Here is an 18478-nt window from a genome sequence, read left to right as displayed (position 1 = left end):
GCCCTTCGGCGCAATTGCCAGGGTTCCCGCGGAGGACTTCACCTGAGATGCGCAAGTTGTGCTGCTGGTGGCCGCACTCGCCACAGGGTTGCTCGCGATGCTGCGCTTCACCCAGCGCGATATCGCCGTTTAGTAGTCCGCGCATAAAAACGGCTGCATGGAACGCGAAGCCGAATCCGGGTACTGGATGCCATGGAGTAGACAAGTCATCCCACGATGGCGGGCCGCGTAACATTGCCGCCAAAAGCGGTTCTGGCTAATAGAAACGCGAAGAGGGAATTATTACGCTACAACCATCATCGAGATGACTTGTCTCCTAGTCTCTGAATGTGACGCAACACAGGGGGTAATAAACTAGGTCGATCCTACGATAAGTGGGTACTAACTAGTCACCGCCGCCTTGGAAGACGCATTCGCTCCAGGCCGGAGGGGCATCTCGCAGTGTCGAAAGGAACCATTCCTCCATGTCTACGAACAATCAGAACTCCGTCGTCGGTTCGGACCGCGTCAAGCGCGGCATGGCCGAAATGCTCAAGGGCGGCGTCATCATGGACGTGGTCACCCCGGAGCAGGCACGTATCGCAGAAGACGCCGGAGCCGTGGCAGTCATGGCCCTCGAACGCGTCCCGGCAGATATCCGTGCCCAGGGCGGCGTCTCGCGCATGAGCGACCCTGACATGATCGACGGGATCATCAACGAGGTCTCGATTCCCGTGATGGCCAAGGCTCGCATCGGCCACTTCGTCGAGGCGCAGATCCTGCAGTCCCTGGGTGTCGACTACATCGACGAGTCCGAGGTGCTTTCGCCAGCGGATTACGAGAACCACATCGACAAGCAGCCGTTCACCGTGCCGTTCGTCTGCGGTGCCACCAACCTGGGCGAGGCACTGCGCCGCATCAACGAAGGCGCTGCGATGATCCGCTCCAAGGGCGAGGCGGGCACCGGCGACGTCTCCAACGCCACCGGGCACATGCGCAAGATCCGTGCAGAGATCGCGAAGCTCTCCGCCCTGCCAGAGGATGAGCTGTACGTCGCCGCCAAGGAACTGCAGGCTCCATACGAACTGGTCAAGGAAGTTGCAGCCAACGGCAAGCTTCCGGTCGTGCTGTTCACCGCGGGCGGCATCGCTACTCCGGCCGACGCCGCGATGATGATGCAGCTGGGCGCCGACGGTGTGTTCGTCGGCTCGGGTATCTTCAAGTCCGGCAACCCGGTGCAGCGCGCCGAAGCCATCGTGAAGGCCACCACCTTCTTCGACAACCCGGATGAGCTGGCCAAGATCTCCCGCGGCTTGGGCGAGGCCATGGTTGGCATCAACGTAGCCGATGTCCCAGTGCCTCACCGCCTGGCTGAGCGCGGCTGGTAATCGCTCACGCATTAGCATTGAGGCCCACGCCACCGAGATTCTGGTGGCGTGGGTCTCTGTCTTTAGTGGCCGAATGATGGCTATTGCCGTGATTCAAAGTCTGCCTGCGAAGCCTTGCCGTTGGATGCCGCCGGGCGTAGGTTGGTGGAACCCGGAATTCGCGCTGACCCCAAGAAGATGACATGTGCCGCTGGCTTGCCTGTCTCGGCTCCCCGATCGACATCGCCGATATCCTGGTGCGCCCCACGCATTCGCTGATCGACCAGAGTTTGCACGCCCGGCAGCTCTACCTGCCCCAGGAAGAGCTGGCCTCCGGCTTCGCGGACCATGCCTTCCCGACCAACGGCGACGGGTTCGGCATGGCCTGGGCCGGGCGTTCGGGAAAACTCGGGCAGTACCGGCAGATCGGCCCGGCCTGGGACAGCCAGAATCTGCGGCACTTGGCGGCGCAGATCGCGTCAGGATGCATCCTGGCGCATGTGCGCGCGGCGCCGGGCGGGACCATTGCCGAGCAGAACTGCCACCCTTTCGTCGATGAGAGATGGATGTTCCAGCACAACGGAACGGTCCCGGAATTCGCAATACTCAAGCGCGAACTGACCTTCGAAGTGGATCCGGCGCGCTACCCGATGATTCTGGGCAACGCCGATACCGAGGTCTGCTTCTACCTCGCCCTGTCCTACGGCCTGGACCGGGACCCGGTGGCGGGCCTGTCGCGGATGGTGGCCCGGGTGGAGCGGGCCCGCGCCGAGCACGGTATCGAAGCCCCATTCCGCGCTACGATGTGCGCCTCGGACGGGCAGCAGCTCGTGGTGCTGCGCCGGGCCAGCCCAGAGGTGTCGGGCGCGATGGCGCCCTCGCTCTACTATGCGGCAGGACCTGCCATGCTGCTCACCCGAGACGGCCGCGAGGACCAACTGCCGCAGGACGCGCAACTGGTCGTTTCCGAGCCGCTGGAACTGCATTGGAGCAGCCAGACCTGGCACGAGGTTCCTTCGGGTACCATCGGGGTGCTGCGTACCGGCCAGACGCCGGCCTTTGCGCCTGTGGATCTGCACCTATAGCGCTCCGGACATGGCACACTAGGGAGCATGGGCAAGATAATTTTCGACGCAGCAGTCACTCTCAACGGCTATCTGGCAGATGAGAACCACAGCCTGCAGTGGCTCTTCGATGTGCCAGGGGCCCACGAACCCGACCCGGACCTGCTACCCAAAAATGTCGGCGTGCATGTCGAAGGCGCGAATACCTACATGTGGCTGATTGAGAACGAAGGGTTCATCGAGAACCCGCAGAAATGGCAAGAATACTATCGGGGGATCACCACGTATGTTTTCACCTCGCGGGACCTGCCAATTCCCGAGGGCGCTGATGTCCGCCTAGTCAATGGCTCGGTCGAAGAATATTTGCCTGAAATCCGGGAGACGGCGGGGGAGAAGAACATTTGGGTCCTCGGCGGAGGCGAGCTGCTGGGACAGTTCCTGGACATCGACGCACTTGATTCCTTGGCGTTGACTGTTGCTCCAGCAGCGCTGCCTGCAGGCGCCGCCTTGCTACCGCGCAATATCGGCAGTGATCGGCTGGAACTGGCCGAAGCGCGGAAAGCCGGGCCGTTTGCCCGCCTCGTCTACCGAGTCCTCCCAACCACGTGAACAAGTTCTAGAGGACTCGACCGGCCACCGGAATCCCCGGGGCCGGTCGAGTTCCTGCCGTCCTAGCTGTTCGTTATTGGTTCCACGAGCGCAAGACCATGTGGCGTCCACGCCCAAGAAGCTTGAGCCCGTTCGCGCTGAAGAAGTCGGCACTGGACGGCGTGGCCGCGGCAAGCAGCTCCTGCGGCACTTCGTCGTCTGGTGGCGACAACGGATTGATCATGGAACGCGACAGGCCGTGCAGCAAGGCGGTGCCAATGCCATGGCGGCGATGTTCCTTGCCTACCGCCAAGGCATGCACCATCAGCTGCCCGTTCAGGCCCTGCTGCGCAAAGCCCCGGCCGACAATCTCTCCTTCGTCGGTGCGGGCCAAGGCATGCTCGACGCGACGCAGAGCAGGGTGACCGCTGGAAAGCTGGGTGCTGGTTTCGCGCCACAGGTTCGTCACGTTCAGTTCGGCGGCATCAGCACCCGTGGCCTCAGGGACGTTATTGCCCAAGCGGATCTTGCCGTTCCAGCGATCCATTGGAATGGCCAACGGGCCTGCATGCCAGGACACTTGGGCGTTGTCGGAGAATCCTGCTGCTTTCAACTCATCTGCGTGGGCTCCTGAGTTGACCCAGGCTTCCACGCGCCGGGCACCGAGCCGGTGGCCTTCGGCCAGCGCAGGTCGCAGGCCCGCCTGCTCCGGATGCTCAGGGAACAACAGGATCAGGCGCTTGCGGACCGGCTGCCAAGCCCAGGAGCATCCGTGGGTGGTAAAGATCTTGCCGCCGGTGGCTACTGCAAGTGCCTGATGCCAGTGGCTTAGCGCTTCCTGTGCGGAGGCAATAGTGGTCATTATTCTGCGTTCACCAATCCTCGACGGCGCAGCAACGGTTCAACCACTGCGGTGCGGCCGCGGAATAATTCGTAGGACTCAAGGGGATCGCGCGTATTGCCGCGCGACAGCAGTTCCTCGCGGAACCGATTACCATTTTCGCGCATTAAGCCCCCTTTTTCCTCGAACCACTGCACAGTGTCGGCATCGAGCACCTCACTCCAGATGTAGGAGTAGTAGCCAGCGGAGTACCCATTGGCGAAAATGTGCTGGAAATAACCGGTGCGGTAACGGGGCGGAATCATTTCGGTATCGAAGCCGGCTTGCTGAAGCACGTCTTGTTCAAACTGCAGAGGATCGGCGATAACTGTCCCGGCGTTGATGGTATGCCAGGCCCAGTCGAGCACGCTGGCGGCCAGGTACTCGGTGGTTGCGAAGCCCTGGCCCCACAGTGAAGCGGCACGGATCTTCTCGATCAGCGCATCACCCAGTGCTTCGCCGCTCTGGTGGTGGACGGCATAACCGGTGACAACATCCTCGTGGAGCATCCACATCTCGTTGACCTGCGATGGGAACTCCACGAAGTCGCGGGGGACCGAGGTGCCGGCAAGCGACGCGTACTTTCCGCTGGAGAACATGCCGTGCAGCGCATGGCCGAACTCGTGGAATAGCGTATTCGCCTCATCCATGGACAGCAGGATTGGATCACCAGGCGCAGGCGGGGTGATGTTCAAGGTGTTGGTGACGATCGGTCGTTCTTCCAGGAATGAAGCGGCATCGCGCAGGCTGGTCATCCACGCGCCGCCCTTCTTCGTGTCCCGGGCCAGATAGTCTCCGGTGTAGAGCGCCAAAGGCTTGCCATCGGCGTCGAAGACTTCGAAGACCCGAACGTCCGGGTGGTAGGCAGGCAGGTCAAACCGCTCGCTGAAGGTGATGCCGAACAGCTTGGTAGCCGTCGCGAAGACCCCATCGATGAGCACCCGGTCCAGCTCGAAGTAGTTGCGCAGTTCCTCGGAATCCACCGAATACTGATCACGCAAGACCTGATTGGAGAAATACTTCCAATCCCACGCGTTGATTTCAGCACCGGCAATCTTGCCCAGTACTTCAGCTTCTTTGCGCGCGTTTGCGGTGGCCGCTTGGGTCAGTTCTGCCAGGCGCTCTTCCACCGCCGCGGTGGAGGGAGCGGTGGCTTGGGCAAGCACGGTTTCAGCATGGTTGGCGAATCCGAGCAGCGCGGCGCGTTCGGCGCGAAGCTGAGCCATTTCGGCGGCAACGTGAATTGTCGCATTCTCCCCGGTGCCACGGCTAATTGATGCGTTGAACACCTTGCGGCGGGATTCACTTGAGGCCAGCGACTCCAGAACCGGTTGCTGAGTTGGCGAAACCAACGTCAGAAGGTAGCCCGACGCGTGGCCTGCTTGCTTCGCCGCCTGTGCTGCTGACTCGATGGCTGGACCAGACAGGCCGTCGAGTTCTGCAGCATTCTCGAAGTGCACCGCATGGGCGTTCTGATTCTTCAGCACGAGGTCAGCGAACTGCGTTGAAAGTTCGGCCAGCTTCGCGTTCAGTACCTTCAGGCGATCCTTTTCGGCTTCGCCCAAACCTGCACCGGCCAACTGGAAATTCTTCAACGTTTGATTCGCTAAGCGGGCGTCTTCACCCCGGAGTTCCGCGCAATCCAAGGCTTGTAAACGGGAATACAAGGTTTGGCTTAGGTAGATCTCATCTTCTTGTTCGGACCAGATCGATGAAATCTCAGACTGGATCGCCCGCAGATCTTCCGTGCCATGGGCAGAAATCACCGAGAAGTAGGTCATGAGCGCACGGCGCAGGGTCTGCCCGCTGGCTTCCAAAGCGAGGAAGGTGTTCTCGAAAGTCGGCTCCTGCGTATCGTCAATAATGCGCTGCAGCTCTTCGCGTTGCTCGGCTGCCCCGAGACGAACTGCCTCCACGTAATGCTCTGCAGTGAGCTGGTCGAAGGCTGGCCACTGATAGGGCCTGGTACTGGGAGTCAGAAGAGGGTTTTGCATAGGCCTAGGTTTTCATGGAAAAAGTGATTCAGCTTGCATTTACACCCCGCATATCAAGCTGGGCTAGGCTCGATGCATGCCCCAACGTGCTCCGTCCGTAATACTTCCGCTTGGATCAACGCTCATGGCCGCGTTGCTGATTGGCGGCTGCTCTGCAATCCCGAGCAGCAATCAAGAACCAGCAACCCCGCAGTCTTCCGTTCAGTCCTCATCGGATCCGGCTTCAAGTCCAACCACGGAGGATAGCTCTGCCGCACCGTCGAGTCCCGAAGAACTCTCGCTGATGGTCACTGGAGACGTCTTGCTGCATCCTCAGCTATTGGATGAAGCCGAGAAGGCAGCTGGCGCACAATCGGGCAATGGCGAGGACTACGATTTCAGCCCATTGCTGGCGGGCCTGGCTCCCTATGTCCAGGACGCAGATGTGGCGCTTTGCAATCTGGAGACACCAATTGGTATCCCTCCGTATTCCGGGTATCCGCGGTTCACCGTCCCGGAACAAATCCTCACCGATCTCGAAGCCATTGGCTACGACGGATGCACCACTGCCACCAATCACACGGTCGATGCCGGTACGGCCGGAGTCGAACGAACACTCGATGCGCTGGAGTCCGATGGGCTGTTTGCGACAGGCTCCTACCGCAATGAAAAGGACTCCGAAAAACCGTCCATCCTGGAAACAAACGGGGTGAAGCTCGGGGTAGTAACCAGCACCTATTCGCTTAACGGACTGCCGGAAGCAGCTCACTGGCAGGTCGATACCGGAGTGGATGCGCAGGAGCTGATTACCCGGGGCAAGGAAACACGCAAGGCCGGAGCGGACATCGTGGTGGCAGCCGTGCACGATGGAGCTGAATACACCACCGAGCCGACCGCCTCGCAAAGAAAACTCGGCCAGGCCCTGGCAGAATCTGGCGTCTTCGATTTCATCTACATGCACCACACCCACTCGGTCCTGCCCATTGAGAAGCACGACGGAACCTGGATCGTCTACGGTTTGGGAAACTCTGTGGCCAAGCATGCAACGCCGACCATTCTCAACCGCGAAGGCATCAGCGTGAAGGCAACATTCACCCAGGACGAACCTGGCGAATGGGAGGTCAGCAACTTGCGGTGGGTTCCGCACCAGTTGTCGAACGGGCCGGTAGCGTGGTGCCAAGTCTTCAACGCTGATGGATGCGTTCCGGAAGCTGATGGGCAAGCGTCCCTGAAGCGCAGTGAAGCCACCGTGAATGCCTATGGCGCCTTTGAGGATGGACTGCAGGCGTGGACGCTGGACTGAGCTAGCTAGCGTCTGTGCCACGCTTCCCATGCACCGTTTGGAGGCAGAATCGCTTGCGCCTTGGCCAGCTGGGCCGGCGATATGTCATCGAGGCCGCCGGATTGCTCACTGAATCCCGTCTCCTTGGCAACGAAACGATGCACGAGGCGGCCAGCGCCGATATCCAAGGACTCGCGAAACGCGCCGGACACGGCTGCCCCCACCTGGGCTTCCAGTTCCTCGATCATCTCGGGAACGTGTTCATCGCAGGCGTCGCAACCGCAGGTCGGGAAAACCGCGTGGTAAAGCGCACCGAGCTCCAGATGCACCCCGGGAAAGGTCGTAAGGATCATGCCCAATGGAGCGCAGCGCGAATTCAGCGGAAGGATCCGGACAGAACTCACCACGGTGTCCGGCGGAATCCGCAGTTCGGCGGCCAGTCCGGGATCATCGAAGCAGCGCACCTCGAATTGCTCCTGCATCCAGCTCAGCAACGCCCGGGCTACTTGCTGCACGGGAGCAAAACGTTCCGGATGTTCGGTCACCGAATAGCTTTCACTATCCGGCTCCCTATACCAACGCTCGCCATAGGGGATTGGGGTGTCGAGCTCGTCGAGGTACTCCGCGAATTTAATGTCTGGCCGCTTATAGCCCCTGAGCATGCTCGGTTCCTCCTGTTGCGTCAAACCATGGCAGAAAGGGCTTAATGCCCGAATTCATCTGAATCCGTGAAGGGGCCGACTCCGGTATCCATGGCATCGATGGTGGCCATGTCCTCCGGGCTGAGCTGGAAGCCGAAAATGTCCAGGTTCTCACTTTGCCGGCGCGGATCGGCCGATTTCGGTGCCGCGGCTCGTCCGGACTGGACATGCCAGCGCAGGGTCACCTGGGCGGTGCTCTTCCCATGCGCTCGGGCAATCCGTGCCAGGGCGGGATCCGAAAGGAACCCGGACTTCTTGCGTCCCAAGGGGGAATAGGCCTCGGTGCGCACCCCATGTTCGGTATTGAATGCTTGCCAATCGACGCTTTGCCGCTCAGGGTCCACCTGGATCTGGTTCAGTGCCGGCACGAGCCCGGCATCGAGGACCTTCTGCAACTGGTAAGGCTTGAAATTCGAGACGCCGGCGGCCCGGATCTTGCCCTCGGCAACGAGCTTGTCCAGCTCAATGAAGGCTTCCACGTAGGTGTTCTGCTGCGGGTTTGGCCAATGGATCAGGAACAGGTCCACATAGTCGAGGCCAAGGCGGGACAGGGAGTTGTCCAACGCCTGACGTACGCCCTGGGCCGAATGCCACATCTTGTTGAACTTGGTAGTGACGAACAATGCATCGCGGTCAAGCCCGCTTAGCGCCAAGGCCTGGCCTACGGCATCCTCGTTCTCATAGTTCTCCGCCGTGTCCACGCGGCGGTAACCCGTATCCAGGGCCGAACGGACCGCGGCAACCACCTCCTGGCCGCGCAGGGGCCACGTGCCCAAGCCAATGGAAGGCATGCTCACGCCACCGGCAAGTTCGAGGGAAGAAATATCAGCAGTCATGTTCCCGAACCTACCAAGCTTCACGGGCTGCCGGGAGATTGCACCGAAGAATCCGCGACACACCGGGAAACAAAACCGGCGCACGGGGTCCATGGGTTTAACGTTGTTTCGGCGCATTTCCGTGTTGCCAGCCACCGAACACCATGAAGGTTACAACCATGCCGAAAATAGGCGTCCTCGCTCTCCAAGGGGACTTCCGTGAACATCTTGCTTCTCTGGAGCGGCTTGGGCAACCTGCTCAGATGGTGCGCACTGTCGAGGATTTGGCGCAGGTCGACGCGCTGGTGCTTCCCGGTGGCGAGTCCTCGGTGATCGACCGGCTCTCCCGCAACTACGGGCTGGCCGATCCCATCAAGGAACGCATCGCCGACGGCATGCCGGTCTACGGCTCCTGCGCTGGAATGATCATGCTCGCCGATCGCATTGAGAATCCTGCAATCGCGCGGGATGGCGCGGTGCAGCAAAGCTTCGGAGGCATCGACATGACGGTGAAGCGCAATGCCTTCGGGCGCCAGGTCGACTCGTTCGAGCACCAGCTGGACTTCAACGGTCACACTCTCGAAGCGGTGTTCATCCGCGCCCCGGAAGCCGTGCAAATCGGCCCGGACGTCGAGGTGATCAGCACCGTTCAAGCCGGGCCGAATGACGGACAGGGTAGAATTGTTGCAGTACGCCAGGGAAAATTGTTGGCAACCAGCTTTCACCCGGAAGTCACCGGCAGCACAGCTATCCATCAATTTTTCATCAATCTCACGCGAGGAGACGCTTAAAGCATGTCAGGCCACTCCAAATGGGCAACTACCAAGCACAAGAAGGCTGCGATCGACGCCAAGCGCGCCAAGGCCTTCGCGAAATTCATCAAGGGCATTGAAGTTGCCGCCCGCGCCGGCGGAGCCGACATGGCCGGCAACCCGGCACTGGAACTTGCTGTCAGCAAGGCCAAGAAGAACTCCGTGCCGATCAACAATATCGACCGCGCAATCAAGCGTGGCGCTGGCCTGACCGGTGAGGTCGTCGACTACACCGAGATCATCTACGAAGCACGCGGCCCGCAGGGCTCGGCGCTGCTGATCGAGTGCCTGACCGACAACAAGAACCGCGCAGCCTCCGAGGTCCGCGTGGGCATCACCCGCAATGGCGGCACCGTCGCCGACCCGGGATCGGTGGCCTACCTGTTCAACCGCCAGGGCGTAGTGCGCCTGCCCAAGGGCGAGCTGACCGAAGATGACCTGCTGATGATCGTGCTGGATGCCGGTGCCGACGAGATCCTGGACGAGGACGAGAACTTCGCCATCGTGTGCGATCCTTCGGACCTGCGCGCGGTCGCAGCGGCGCTGGACGAGAACGATATCGCCTACGAATCCGACGAAATGGAATTCCTGCCGTCGATGAAGGTGGAACTGGATGTCGACGGAGCACGCAAGTTCCTGAAGCTCTACGACGCGCTGGAAGAACTGGACGACGTCCAAGGCATCTACACCAACGCCGACCTGTCCGATGAGGTTCGCGCCGCATTGGACGAAGAGCAGTAGGGCTTGGCCTTACGTGTTGTCGGCGTCGACCCCGGCCTGACGCGTTGCGGTCTTGCCGTGGTCGACGTCGCTGCAAACAGGCAAGTTTCACTGGTGGACGTCACCGTCGCCGGCACCCCGCCGGGCACCCCGCTCGACGCCCGGCTCTTGACGATCGCTAACGCGATCGAGGCGTGGCTGGACCAGCACCGGCCCGACGTGCTCGCCCTGGAACGCGTGTTCGCTTCGGCGAACGTCTCCACGGTGATCGGCACCGCCCAGGTCACCGGCGTGGTAATCACCGCCGCGGCACGACGCGGCATCCCCGTCGCGCTGCATACGCCGACCGAGGTGAAGGCGGCGGTGACCGGTTCCGGCCAGGCGACCAAGGCGGCGATCGGCAAGATGATTGCCAAGATCTGCCGGCTTGATGAACCGCCCAAGCCTGCCGACGCCGCTGACGCGGTGGCCCTGGCGATCACCCACGGCTGGCGCGGAGCGGCCACCGGCTCGAACGCCTCGGCCTCTGCGGTGCATGCCGGCGGGTCCTCGCAGCTGACAGGTGCTCAGCAGGCATGGATCGCCGCCGAAGCGTCAGCCAAGCGCCGAGCGGTGCGCCGCTAGCCGGCGGCCGGGAAATGACCTCGACCCACCGGGAAACACGGCGGATCGATATTCGTAGGTATCTTCGATAAACTGGGTTCGATCGAACATACATCCCAAGGAGTGGCATGATCAGCTCATTGACCGGCACCGTGCAGGCGGTTGCACTGAACACCGCGGTAATCGACGTTAACGGCTTCGGAATGCTGGTCAACGCCACCCCCGGAACGCTGTCCGGCCTGCATCAAGGGCGCGAGGCGACGGTCTTCACCTCCATGGTGGTGCGCGAGGATTCCATGACCCTCTTCGGCTTCGCCACCGCGGAGGAGCGGGATGTCTTCGAGGTCCTGATCTCCGTATCGGGCATCGGGCCGCGCACCGGCCTGGCCATCCTGGCCGTGCATTCTCCCGAAGAAGTGCGCATCGCGGCGAACACGAAGGACACCGCCGCATTCACCAAGGTGTCCGGCATCGGCCCCAAGGGCGCCAGCCGCATCGTGCTGGAACTGAACGGCAAGCTGGTCCCGACCGGCGCGCCAGTGGCGCCGGTGCCCGGCGGAGGTACCGCCAGCGTCTGGGAACCGCAGGTGATCGAGGCGCTGACCGGGCTGGGCTGGAGCGAAAAGGATGCAACCAGCACCCTGAAATCGCTGTCCAAGGCCGATCCGGATGTTGTGGCCACCGGCAACGTCGCTGAAATCCTGCGTGCCGCGCTGCGCAGCATGTCCAGCGGAACCCGCGTCTAAGCGGTCTGCGAGAGGATCGACTTTTCATGAATGACTCCACCGGGCTCACGAGCGCCGGCAGCGAACCCGAAGAACGGGTTATCGAAGCTGCCCTGCGCCCGCGGAATCTCGACGACTTCGTCGGCCAATCCCGGGTGCGCCAGCAGCTCTCGCTGGTGCTCGAAGCGGCCAAGATCCGCGAACGCACCGCGGACCATGTACTGCTCTCGGGCCCGCCCGGGCTGGGCAAGACCACCTTGTCGATGATTATCGCCGCCGAGATGAACGCGCCATTGCGCATCTCTTCCGGCCCGGCCATCCAGCACGCCGGCGACCTGGCCGCGATCCTCTCCTCACTGACCGAGGGCGAGGTGCTGTTCCTCGATGAAATCCACCGCATGTCCCGGCCCGCCGAGGAAATGCTCTACATGGCAATGGAAGACTTCCGCGTAGACATCGTCGTCGGCAAGGGAGCCGGCGCTACCGCGATTCCCCTGGAGCTGCCGCCCTTCACGCTCGTCGGGGCCACCACGCGCGCGGGCCTGCTGCCCGGACCGCTGCGCGACCGCTTCGGCTTCACCGGGCACCTGGAGTTCTACGCGGTCAAGGAACTCGAGCTGGTACTGCGCCGTTCGGCAATGATGCTGGATCTGAGCGTCACCTCAGCTGCATTCACCGAGATCGCCGGGCGCTCCCGCGGCACCCCGCGTATCGCCAACCGCCTGCTGCGCCGCGTGCGGGACTGGGCCCTGGTGCACAAGCTCGAAGAGATCGATGCCAAGGCTGCGGCTGCCGCCCTGGACATGTACGAGGTCGATGCGCGTGGACTGGATCGCCTGGACCGCGGTGTGCTGGAAGCATTGTGCACGAAATTCGGCGGGGGACCGGTGGGCCTGTCGACCCTGGCTATCGCCGTGGGCGAAGAAACCGAAACCGTCGAAACCGTCGCCGAGCCATACCTGGTGCGCGAAGGATTGATGGGCCGGACTCCGCGAGGGCGTATCGCCATGCCCGGAGCCTGGGAGCATCTGGGATTAACCATGCCCAAGGATGCCATCTTCGCCAGTGCGCAAAGCTATGAAAACGATGAGGATTAGGCAAGCATTACTTCACTGCCCGCGTAAATGGCCTGCCGGTTCACCGTGACCCATTAGACTAAAGACGCCCGACCTGTGCCCACTTCAGGGTAAGGTGGGGCGTCTTTGCTGTTTCGCGCCAGAAAATGGCGCAGCGGCATCCCAGAACTCCAGACCAAATCGCAACGAATCGTTAGCAGGTAAATACGTGAATCCTCTCGTAATCGCACAGGCCGCTGGTGGCGGCTTCAACCCTTCGCTGATCCTGATGGTCGCCCTGTTTGCAGTGCTGATCTTCATGATGTTCCGTGGCCGCAAGAAGCAGGCCGCCCAGCAGGAGAAGCTGAAGAACAACACCGTGCCAGGCGCCAAGGTGATGACCAACTCGGGAATCTTCGGCACCGTCGTCGGTGTAGACGCAGAGGATCGCGTACAGGTTGAGGTTTCGCCAGGCGTGGTGCTGACCCTGCACCGCCAGGCCATCGCCACCTTCCTGGACAAGGATGCGGCAGCCCCGGCCGCTGCCGACGAACCAGCAGCACCCTCCAACGCAACCGAAACCCCGGAAGAGTCCCTGCGTCGCTTGAACGACGAGGGCAAGGACGAGCGCAACGCCTAAGTCCCGGGCAGCATAGCGGTGGCCTGAAGGCCAAGCCACCCGAACCAGAAAGCACAATAGATGTCATCAATCAGACCTGTTAAACAGGCGCGCAAAGCGTTGCTGTGGTTGCTGGTCGTCTTCATCATCGCAACCGGAGTGTTGGTGGGTGGTGCGGTGAACGGCAAAACCGGGTGGGGACCGAAGCTGGCCCTCGACCTCGAAGGCGGCACCGAGATGATCCTGGCCCCTCGGGTTCAGGGCGACGAGGCGATCAACCAAGAGCAGCTGGACCAAGCGGTGGAGATCATCCGCCAGCGCGTGGACGGTTCCGGTGTCACCGAATCGGAAATCACCACCCAGTCCGGACGCAACGTCGTGGTCTCGATGCCCGGTACCCCGGACCAGACCACCCGCGATTTGATCCAGGCCTCGGCCAACATGGAATTCCGCCCGGTGCTGATCACCGGTGGTTTCGCAGCCACTCCGAAGGAAGACCGCACCCCCAAGGAAGACCTGCCAAAGCCTAGCGGCAAGCCAGAGAACCCATCGGATACCAACTGGATCACCCCAGAGCTGTTCCAGGAGTTCGAAGGCTACGACTGCGAGGTAGAGCTCAAGGATCGCGGTGGCGAAGCCGCCGACCCAGACAAGCCTATGATCTCCTGCGACCACAGTAGGGGTGTCAAGTACATCCTCGGCCCGCAGGAAATCTCCGGAGACATGATCAAGGACGCCTACGCCCAGTTGGCCCGCGGCGTCAATGGATCGGTGACCGGCGAATGGGTCGTCGTTATCGAGTTCAACGCCGAAGGCACCAAGCTCTTCGCGGATACCACCCAGCGTCTGATTGCCCTGCGGGGCTCGCAGAACCAGTTCGCGATCGTGCTTGATGGCGAAACCATTTCGGCGCCAACCACCAATGCAGTGATTTCCGATGGCCGTCCGCAGATTTCCGGCGGTTTCACCCAGGAAAGCTCGCAGGCGTTGGCCGAGCAGCTGAAGTACGGCGCGCTGCCAATCAGCTTCGACATCCAGTCCGAGCGCCAGGTTTCCGCAACCCTGGGCGCTGACCAGCTCACCGCTGGCCTCATCGCCGGCATCATCGGCCTGGTTCTGGTCTTCATCTACTCGCTGTTCCAGTACCGAGCCCTGGGCCTGGTGACCATCGCGTCGCTGCTGGTTTCCGGCGTGCTCACCTACCTGGCGCTGGTGCTGCTGGGCTGGGGCATGAACTACCGCCTGTCGCTGGCAGGCGTCGCCGGCCTGATCGTCGCCATCGGCCTCATCGCCGACTCGTTCATCGTGTACTTCGAGCGCGTGCGCGATGAGCTGCGCGAAGGCAGGCCGCTGGCAAGCGCCGTGGATATCGGCTGGAAGCGCGCCAAGCGCACCATTCTGGCATCCAAGGCAGTGAACGTGCTGGCCGCAATCGTGCTCTACATCGTTGCCGTGGGCAACGTGCGAGGCTTCGCCTTCACCCTGGGCCTGACCGCCATCATCGACCTTATCGTCGTGTACGGCCTGACCCACCCGACCTTGGTGCTGCTGGCACGCACCAAGTTCTTCGCCAACGGCCACCCGATGTCGGGCATGGATCCATCGTTGCTTGGCGTCAAGCCGCTGTACCAGGGCGCGGGCAAGGTTCGCCGCTTCGATGAGAATGTTGCGGCAAATCGCGGCAAGAAGAATGCGAAGGCATCGGCTGAGGCAGCGAAGCGCATGACCATTGCCGAACGCCGCCGCGCACAGGCCGAGCAGTCCGCTGGCTCGAACGCGTCTGGCAGCACGCAGGCCAAGGCTCAGGAGGAGAACAATGAATAAGCTAGTCACTTGGGGCAACGAGCTCTACACCGGCAAGCGTTCCTACCCGTTCACCTCCAAGCACCGCTTGTGGTTCCTGATCGCCGGCATCCTGGTGATCCTGTCCATCCTGATCCCGGTGGTCAAGGGCGGCTTCAATCTGGGTATCGACTTCCGCGGCGGTTCTGAATTCACCGTTTCGGATGTGCAGAACACGGATATCTCGATTGGCGAAGAGACGGTCAGCTCAGTGGCTTCGGGATCTGAGGCAACGGTGACCAATATTGCTCCGGGCACCATGCGCGTGCAGACCGAGCGTTTGAGCGATGACCAGACCCTGGCCATTGCCGATCAGCTCGCGAAGAACTACGGCGTCAGCAGCGACGAAGTGACCAGCAACTTCATCGGCCCGACCTGGGGCGAAGACGTTTCACGCCAGGCACTGTTTGGCCTGGTCGTATTCGTGGTCCTGGTGGGCTTGCTGATGGCAGCATACTTCCGCACCTGGAAGATGTCGCTGGCAGCGATCGTCGGCCTGATGGCAGTGGTGATCGTGACTGCGGGCATCTACTCGCTGACCGGTTTCGAAATCACGCCGAGCGCGATCATCGGCTTCCTGACCATCCTGAGCTACTCGCTGTATGACACCGTGGTGGTTTTCGACAAGGTCCGCGAAAACACCAAGGACTACACCCAGCAGACCAAGCGCACCTTCGAGCAGCTGGTCAACCTCGCTGTGAACCAGACCTTGGTCCGCTCGATCAACACCTCGGTTGTGGCCGTGCTGCCTGTGGCCGCGATCCTGTTCATCGGCTCCTACCTGCTGGGAGCCGGTACGCTCAAGGACCTTTCCTTGGCGCTGTTCGTCGGCATCATCGTCTCGGCCCTGTCGACCCTGTTCGTCCAGGCACCGATGTTCCACTGGCTGCGCCACAAGGACGAGGACGTGGTTGCGCACGACAAGAAGATGGCAGCGCTCTAACGCGATCTGAAGTCTAGGATATGGTGCCCCCGGCAGATGGCCGGGGGCACCATTTCGCTTATGCTGGAAGATGCGTAATTAGTTGTCACCGCGCGAACGTGCTATAACGTTTGAACTAAAGAAGGTGTTTTTCAAGTGCACGGCCACCGGTGATCTGGCGGCCCGAAACTACCGATGGATTTGACCTGGCTCCATTCAGGCTTCGGGACAATTCCAACGGCAACGGGAAGGAGCGGGGCATGGCGAATACGCCTAACCTGAACAATTCGAAACGACGCTCTATCTCTCGTTTGGTGCGCTTTGCAGGCCGGGGGAGCACTCCGAGCACATCGCCGACTCTCGAACCGCTGCTGCGCACGGTCAAGTCCAAGCATCCGAAGGCGGATCTGGATTTGCTGGTCCGTGCCTACGAGGTCGCAGAAAAATATCATGAGGGCCAAAAGCGCAAGAGCGGCGACCCCTACATCACGCACCCTGTCGCGGTCGCCACGATCTTGGCAGAAATGGGCATGACCGGTTCGATTCTCGCCGCTGCCTTGCTGCACGACACGGTCGAAGACACCGAGTACTCCCTCGAGTCGGTGAAGAAGGAATTCTCCGAAGAAATCGCCATGCTGGTGGACGGCGTGACCAAGCTGGACAAGGTCACCTACGGCGATGCCGCCCCCGCCGAAACCGTGCGCAAAATGGTCGTCGCAATGTCCCGCGACATCCGCGTGCTGCTGATCAAGCTGGCGGACCGCCTGCACAATGCACGCACCTGGCGCTACGTCTCGCCGGAATCCTCCTCCCGCAAGGCGAAGGAAACCCTGGAAATCTTCGCTCCGCTGGCTCACCGCCTGGGCATGAACACGGTCAAATGGGAGCTGGAGGACCTGTCCTTCGCCGCTTTGCATCCCAAGGTCTACCAGGAGATCGTCCGCATGGTCGGCGACCGCACCCCTGAGCGCGAAAAGTACCTTTCATCAATCCGCCAGACCCTTTCGCACGATCTGGGAGATGTGGCCATCCACGCCTCGGTATCCGGCCGGCCCAAGCACTACTATTCGATCTACCAGAAGATGATCGTGCGCGGCAAGGACTTCGACGACATCCACGACCTGATGGGCGTGCGGATCCTGGTCGACACCGTCAAGGACTGCTACGGCGCGCTGGGCGTCGTGCACGCGGAGTGGAATCCGCTGCCCAACCGCTTCAAGGACTACATCGCCATCCCGAAGCTGAATCTCTACCAGTCGCTGCACACCACGGTGATGGGTCCCGAGGGCAAGCCCGTGGAAATCCAGATCCGCACCCATGACATGCATGTGCGCGCTGAATACGGCGTCGCCGCGCATTTCCAGTACAAACATGGCCAGACCGACAACTCCATGCTCTCTCCGGAGCAGAACATGGATTGGCTGCGCTCCCTGATGGAATGGCAAGCCGACACCGCCGACTCCGAAGAATTCCTGGACGGGCTGCGCTACACCATCAGCTCCGCCGAGGTCTACGTGTTCACCCCGAAGGGCGACATCATGTCCCTGCCGGTGGGGGCAACACCGGTGGACTTCGCCTACTCGATCCACACCGACGTAGGGCACCGAACCATCGGTTCGCGCGTCAACGGCAAGCTCGTGCCTCTGCATACCGAACTCAAGCAGGGCGATGTGGTGGAGGTCTTCACCTCCAAGGCCGAGGGCGCCGGCCCATCCCAGGATTGGCAGAATTTCGTCAAGTCGCCGCGGGCCAAGGCGAAGATCCGCGGCTACTTCTCCAAGGAGCGCCGCGAAGAGGCCATCGAAAAGGGCAAGGAGCTGCTGACCAAGGAACTGCGACGCAACCAGCTGCCGTTGCAGAAGCTGATGACGCACGATTTGCTCACCGCGGTAGCCAACGAGTTGCACCACACTGACATTTCTGCCCTGTACCAGTCGGTGGGCGACGGCCATACCAGTGCGCAAAACGTCATCGAGCATCTAACGGCTCTGATCGGCCCGCCAGAAGCCGAACAGGTCGATGAGGAAGCGGTTATCCACCCGGTCGCTCCTAGCCCGTCTACGGGCAATGAGGCCGGTGTGATCGTCGAAGGCCTGGGTGACGTGCTGGTCAAGCTGGCGCGTTGCTGCACCCCCGTGCCGCCAGACGAGATCCAGGGCTTCGTCACCCGTGGCGCCGGCGTCTCGGTGCACCGCACGGATTGCCTGAACCTGACGCAGCTCGCTGAGCAGCCCGATCGGCTCGTCAACGTCACGTGGGCCACCAAGCACCATGGCGTGTTCCTGGTCGAAATCCAGGTCGAGGCGCTGGATCGCAAGTCGCTGCTGTCCGACGTGACCCGGATCCTTTCCGAAAGCCACCTGAACATCCTCTCCGCCAGTGTGCAGACCAGCAAGGACCGTGTTGCCATTTCGCGCTTCGCCTTCGAAATGGGCGACCCGAAGTTCCTGAGCCACGTGCTGAACCAGGTGCGGCGGATTGATGGCGTCTACGATGTCTACCGCACTACTGCGGGATCCCGCCGGTAACTT

The 18478-nt window shown here is 61.6% G+C and carries 17 protein-coding genes; 13 read left to right on the top strand and 4 right to left on the bottom strand.

Annotation, left to right across the window (positions count from 1 at the left end):
- The first annotated feature begins 464 nt into the window (after positions 1-464).
- From pdxS to ACR9WD_RS08795, 3 genes are all read left to right on the top strand, one after another.
- A complete protein-coding gene (pdxS, locus tag ACR9WD_RS08805; protein WP_066138509.1) occupies positions 465-1367 on the top strand; it encodes a pyridoxal 5'-phosphate synthase lyase subunit PdxS in 903 nt (300 codons plus the stop codon).
- 182 nt (positions 1368-1549) lie between these two features.
- On the top strand, positions 1550-2431 hold the full coding sequence (locus ACR9WD_RS08800; protein WP_434921950.1) for a class II glutamine amidotransferase: 882 nt from the start codon (positions 1550-1552) through the stop codon (positions 2429-2431).
- A gap of 27 nt (positions 2432-2458) precedes the next feature.
- The gene (locus ACR9WD_RS08795) at positions 2459-3019 is read left to right on the top strand and encodes a dihydrofolate reductase family protein (protein WP_434921949.1); all 561 of its coding nucleotides are present in this window, start codon (positions 2459-2461) and stop codon (positions 3017-3019) included.
- Positions 3020-3092: 73 nt separating this feature from the next.
- Here the strand turns inward: ACR9WD_RS08795 and ACR9WD_RS08790 are convergent, their stop codons facing one another.
- Together ACR9WD_RS08790 and ACR9WD_RS08785 are read right to left on the bottom strand one after the other, a co-directional pair.
- Positions 3093-3860, bottom strand: a complete 768-nt coding sequence (locus tag ACR9WD_RS08790) for a GNAT family N-acetyltransferase (protein WP_038991188.1) — start codon at positions 3858-3860, stop codon at positions 3093-3095.
- Positions 3860-5872, bottom strand: coding sequence for a M3 family metallopeptidase (locus ACR9WD_RS08785; protein ID WP_254590101.1), 2013 nt, complete (start codon positions 5870-5872; stop codon positions 3860-3862). Before ACR9WD_RS08785 ends, ACR9WD_RS08790 begins: the two co-directional genes overlap by 1 nt.
- A 283-nt stretch (positions 5873-6155) precedes the next feature.
- Between ACR9WD_RS08785 and ACR9WD_RS08780 the strand changes: the two genes are divergently transcribed.
- On the top strand, positions 6156-7154 hold the full coding sequence (locus tag ACR9WD_RS08780) for a CapA family protein (RefSeq protein ID WP_434921948.1): 999 nt from the start codon (positions 6156-6158) through the stop codon (positions 7152-7154).
- Positions 7155-7159: 5 nt separating this feature from the next.
- On the opposite strand, the gene ACR9WD_RS08775 is transcribed toward ACR9WD_RS08780, so the two are convergent.
- Together ACR9WD_RS08775 and ACR9WD_RS08770 are read right to left on the bottom strand one after the other, a co-directional pair.
- Entirely contained in the window at positions 7160-7795 is a 636-nt protein-coding gene (locus ACR9WD_RS08775) for a DUF6226 family protein (RefSeq protein ID WP_434921947.1), read from the bottom strand.
- A 41-nt stretch (positions 7796-7836) separates the two neighbouring features.
- Positions 7837-8670 (bottom strand): aldo/keto reductase, encoded by an 834-nt coding sequence (locus tag ACR9WD_RS08770; RefSeq protein ID WP_434921946.1) that lies wholly within the window; start codon positions 8668-8670, stop codon positions 7837-7839.
- A gap of 158 nt (positions 8671-8828) precedes the next feature.
- On the opposite strand from ACR9WD_RS08770, the gene pdxT reads away from it, so the two are divergent.
- From pdxT to ACR9WD_RS08725, 9 genes are all read left to right on the top strand, one after another.
- Positions 8829-9440, top strand: a complete 612-nt coding sequence (gene pdxT, locus ACR9WD_RS08765) for a pyridoxal 5'-phosphate synthase glutaminase subunit PdxT (RefSeq protein WP_121866860.1) — start codon at positions 8829-8831, stop codon at positions 9438-9440.
- A 3-nt stretch (positions 9441-9443) separates the two neighbouring features.
- Positions 9444-10202 (top strand): YebC/PmpR family DNA-binding transcriptional regulator, encoded by a 759-nt coding sequence (locus ACR9WD_RS08760; protein WP_121866859.1) that lies wholly within the window; start codon positions 9444-9446, stop codon positions 10200-10202.
- Between the two features lie 3 nt (positions 10203-10205).
- Entirely contained in the window at positions 10206-10805 is a 600-nt protein-coding gene (gene ruvC, locus ACR9WD_RS08755) for a crossover junction endodeoxyribonuclease RuvC (RefSeq protein WP_434921945.1), read from the top strand.
- Positions 10806-10912: 107 nt separating this feature from the next.
- The gene (gene ruvA, locus ACR9WD_RS08750) at positions 10913-11530 is read left to right on the top strand and encodes a Holliday junction branch migration protein RuvA (RefSeq protein ID WP_190263592.1); all 618 of its coding nucleotides are present in this window, start codon (positions 10913-10915) and stop codon (positions 11528-11530) included.
- Between the two features lie 26 nt (positions 11531-11556).
- On the top strand, positions 11557-12606 hold the full coding sequence (ruvB, locus tag ACR9WD_RS08745; RefSeq protein ID WP_434921944.1) for a Holliday junction branch migration DNA helicase RuvB: 1050 nt from the start codon (positions 11557-11559) through the stop codon (positions 12604-12606).
- A 187-nt stretch (positions 12607-12793) separates the two neighbouring features.
- Positions 12794-13204 carry a preprotein translocase subunit YajC gene (gene yajC / locus ACR9WD_RS08740; protein ID WP_223308723.1) on the top strand — a complete coding sequence of 137 codons (411 nt, stop codon included), beginning with the start codon at positions 12794-12796 and terminating at the stop codon, positions 13202-13204.
- A 60-nt stretch (positions 13205-13264) separates the two neighbouring features.
- Entirely contained in the window at positions 13265-15007 is a 1743-nt protein-coding gene (secD, locus tag ACR9WD_RS08735) for a protein translocase subunit SecD (protein ID WP_434921943.1), read from the top strand.
- Positions 15000-15968 carry a protein translocase subunit SecF gene (gene secF / locus ACR9WD_RS08730; protein WP_038991171.1) on the top strand — a complete coding sequence of 323 codons (969 nt, stop codon included), beginning with the start codon at positions 15000-15002 and terminating at the stop codon, positions 15966-15968. The genes secD and secF overlap by 8 nt, the downstream gene beginning before the upstream one ends.
- Positions 15969-16207: 239 nt before the next feature.
- A complete protein-coding gene (locus tag ACR9WD_RS08725; protein WP_038991313.1) occupies positions 16208-18475 on the top strand; it encodes a RelA/SpoT family protein in 2268 nt (755 codons plus the stop codon).
- Positions 18476-18478 lie beyond the last annotated feature (3 nt).

The organism is Glutamicibacter sp. PAEs-4, assembly GCF_051161755.1.
Lineage (GTDB): Bacteria > Actinomycetota > Actinomycetes > Actinomycetales > Micrococcaceae > Glutamicibacter > Glutamicibacter nicotianae.
The sequence above is the reverse complement of the archived record's forward strand: the minus strand, read 5'-3'. Positions and strand labels throughout refer to the sequence as shown.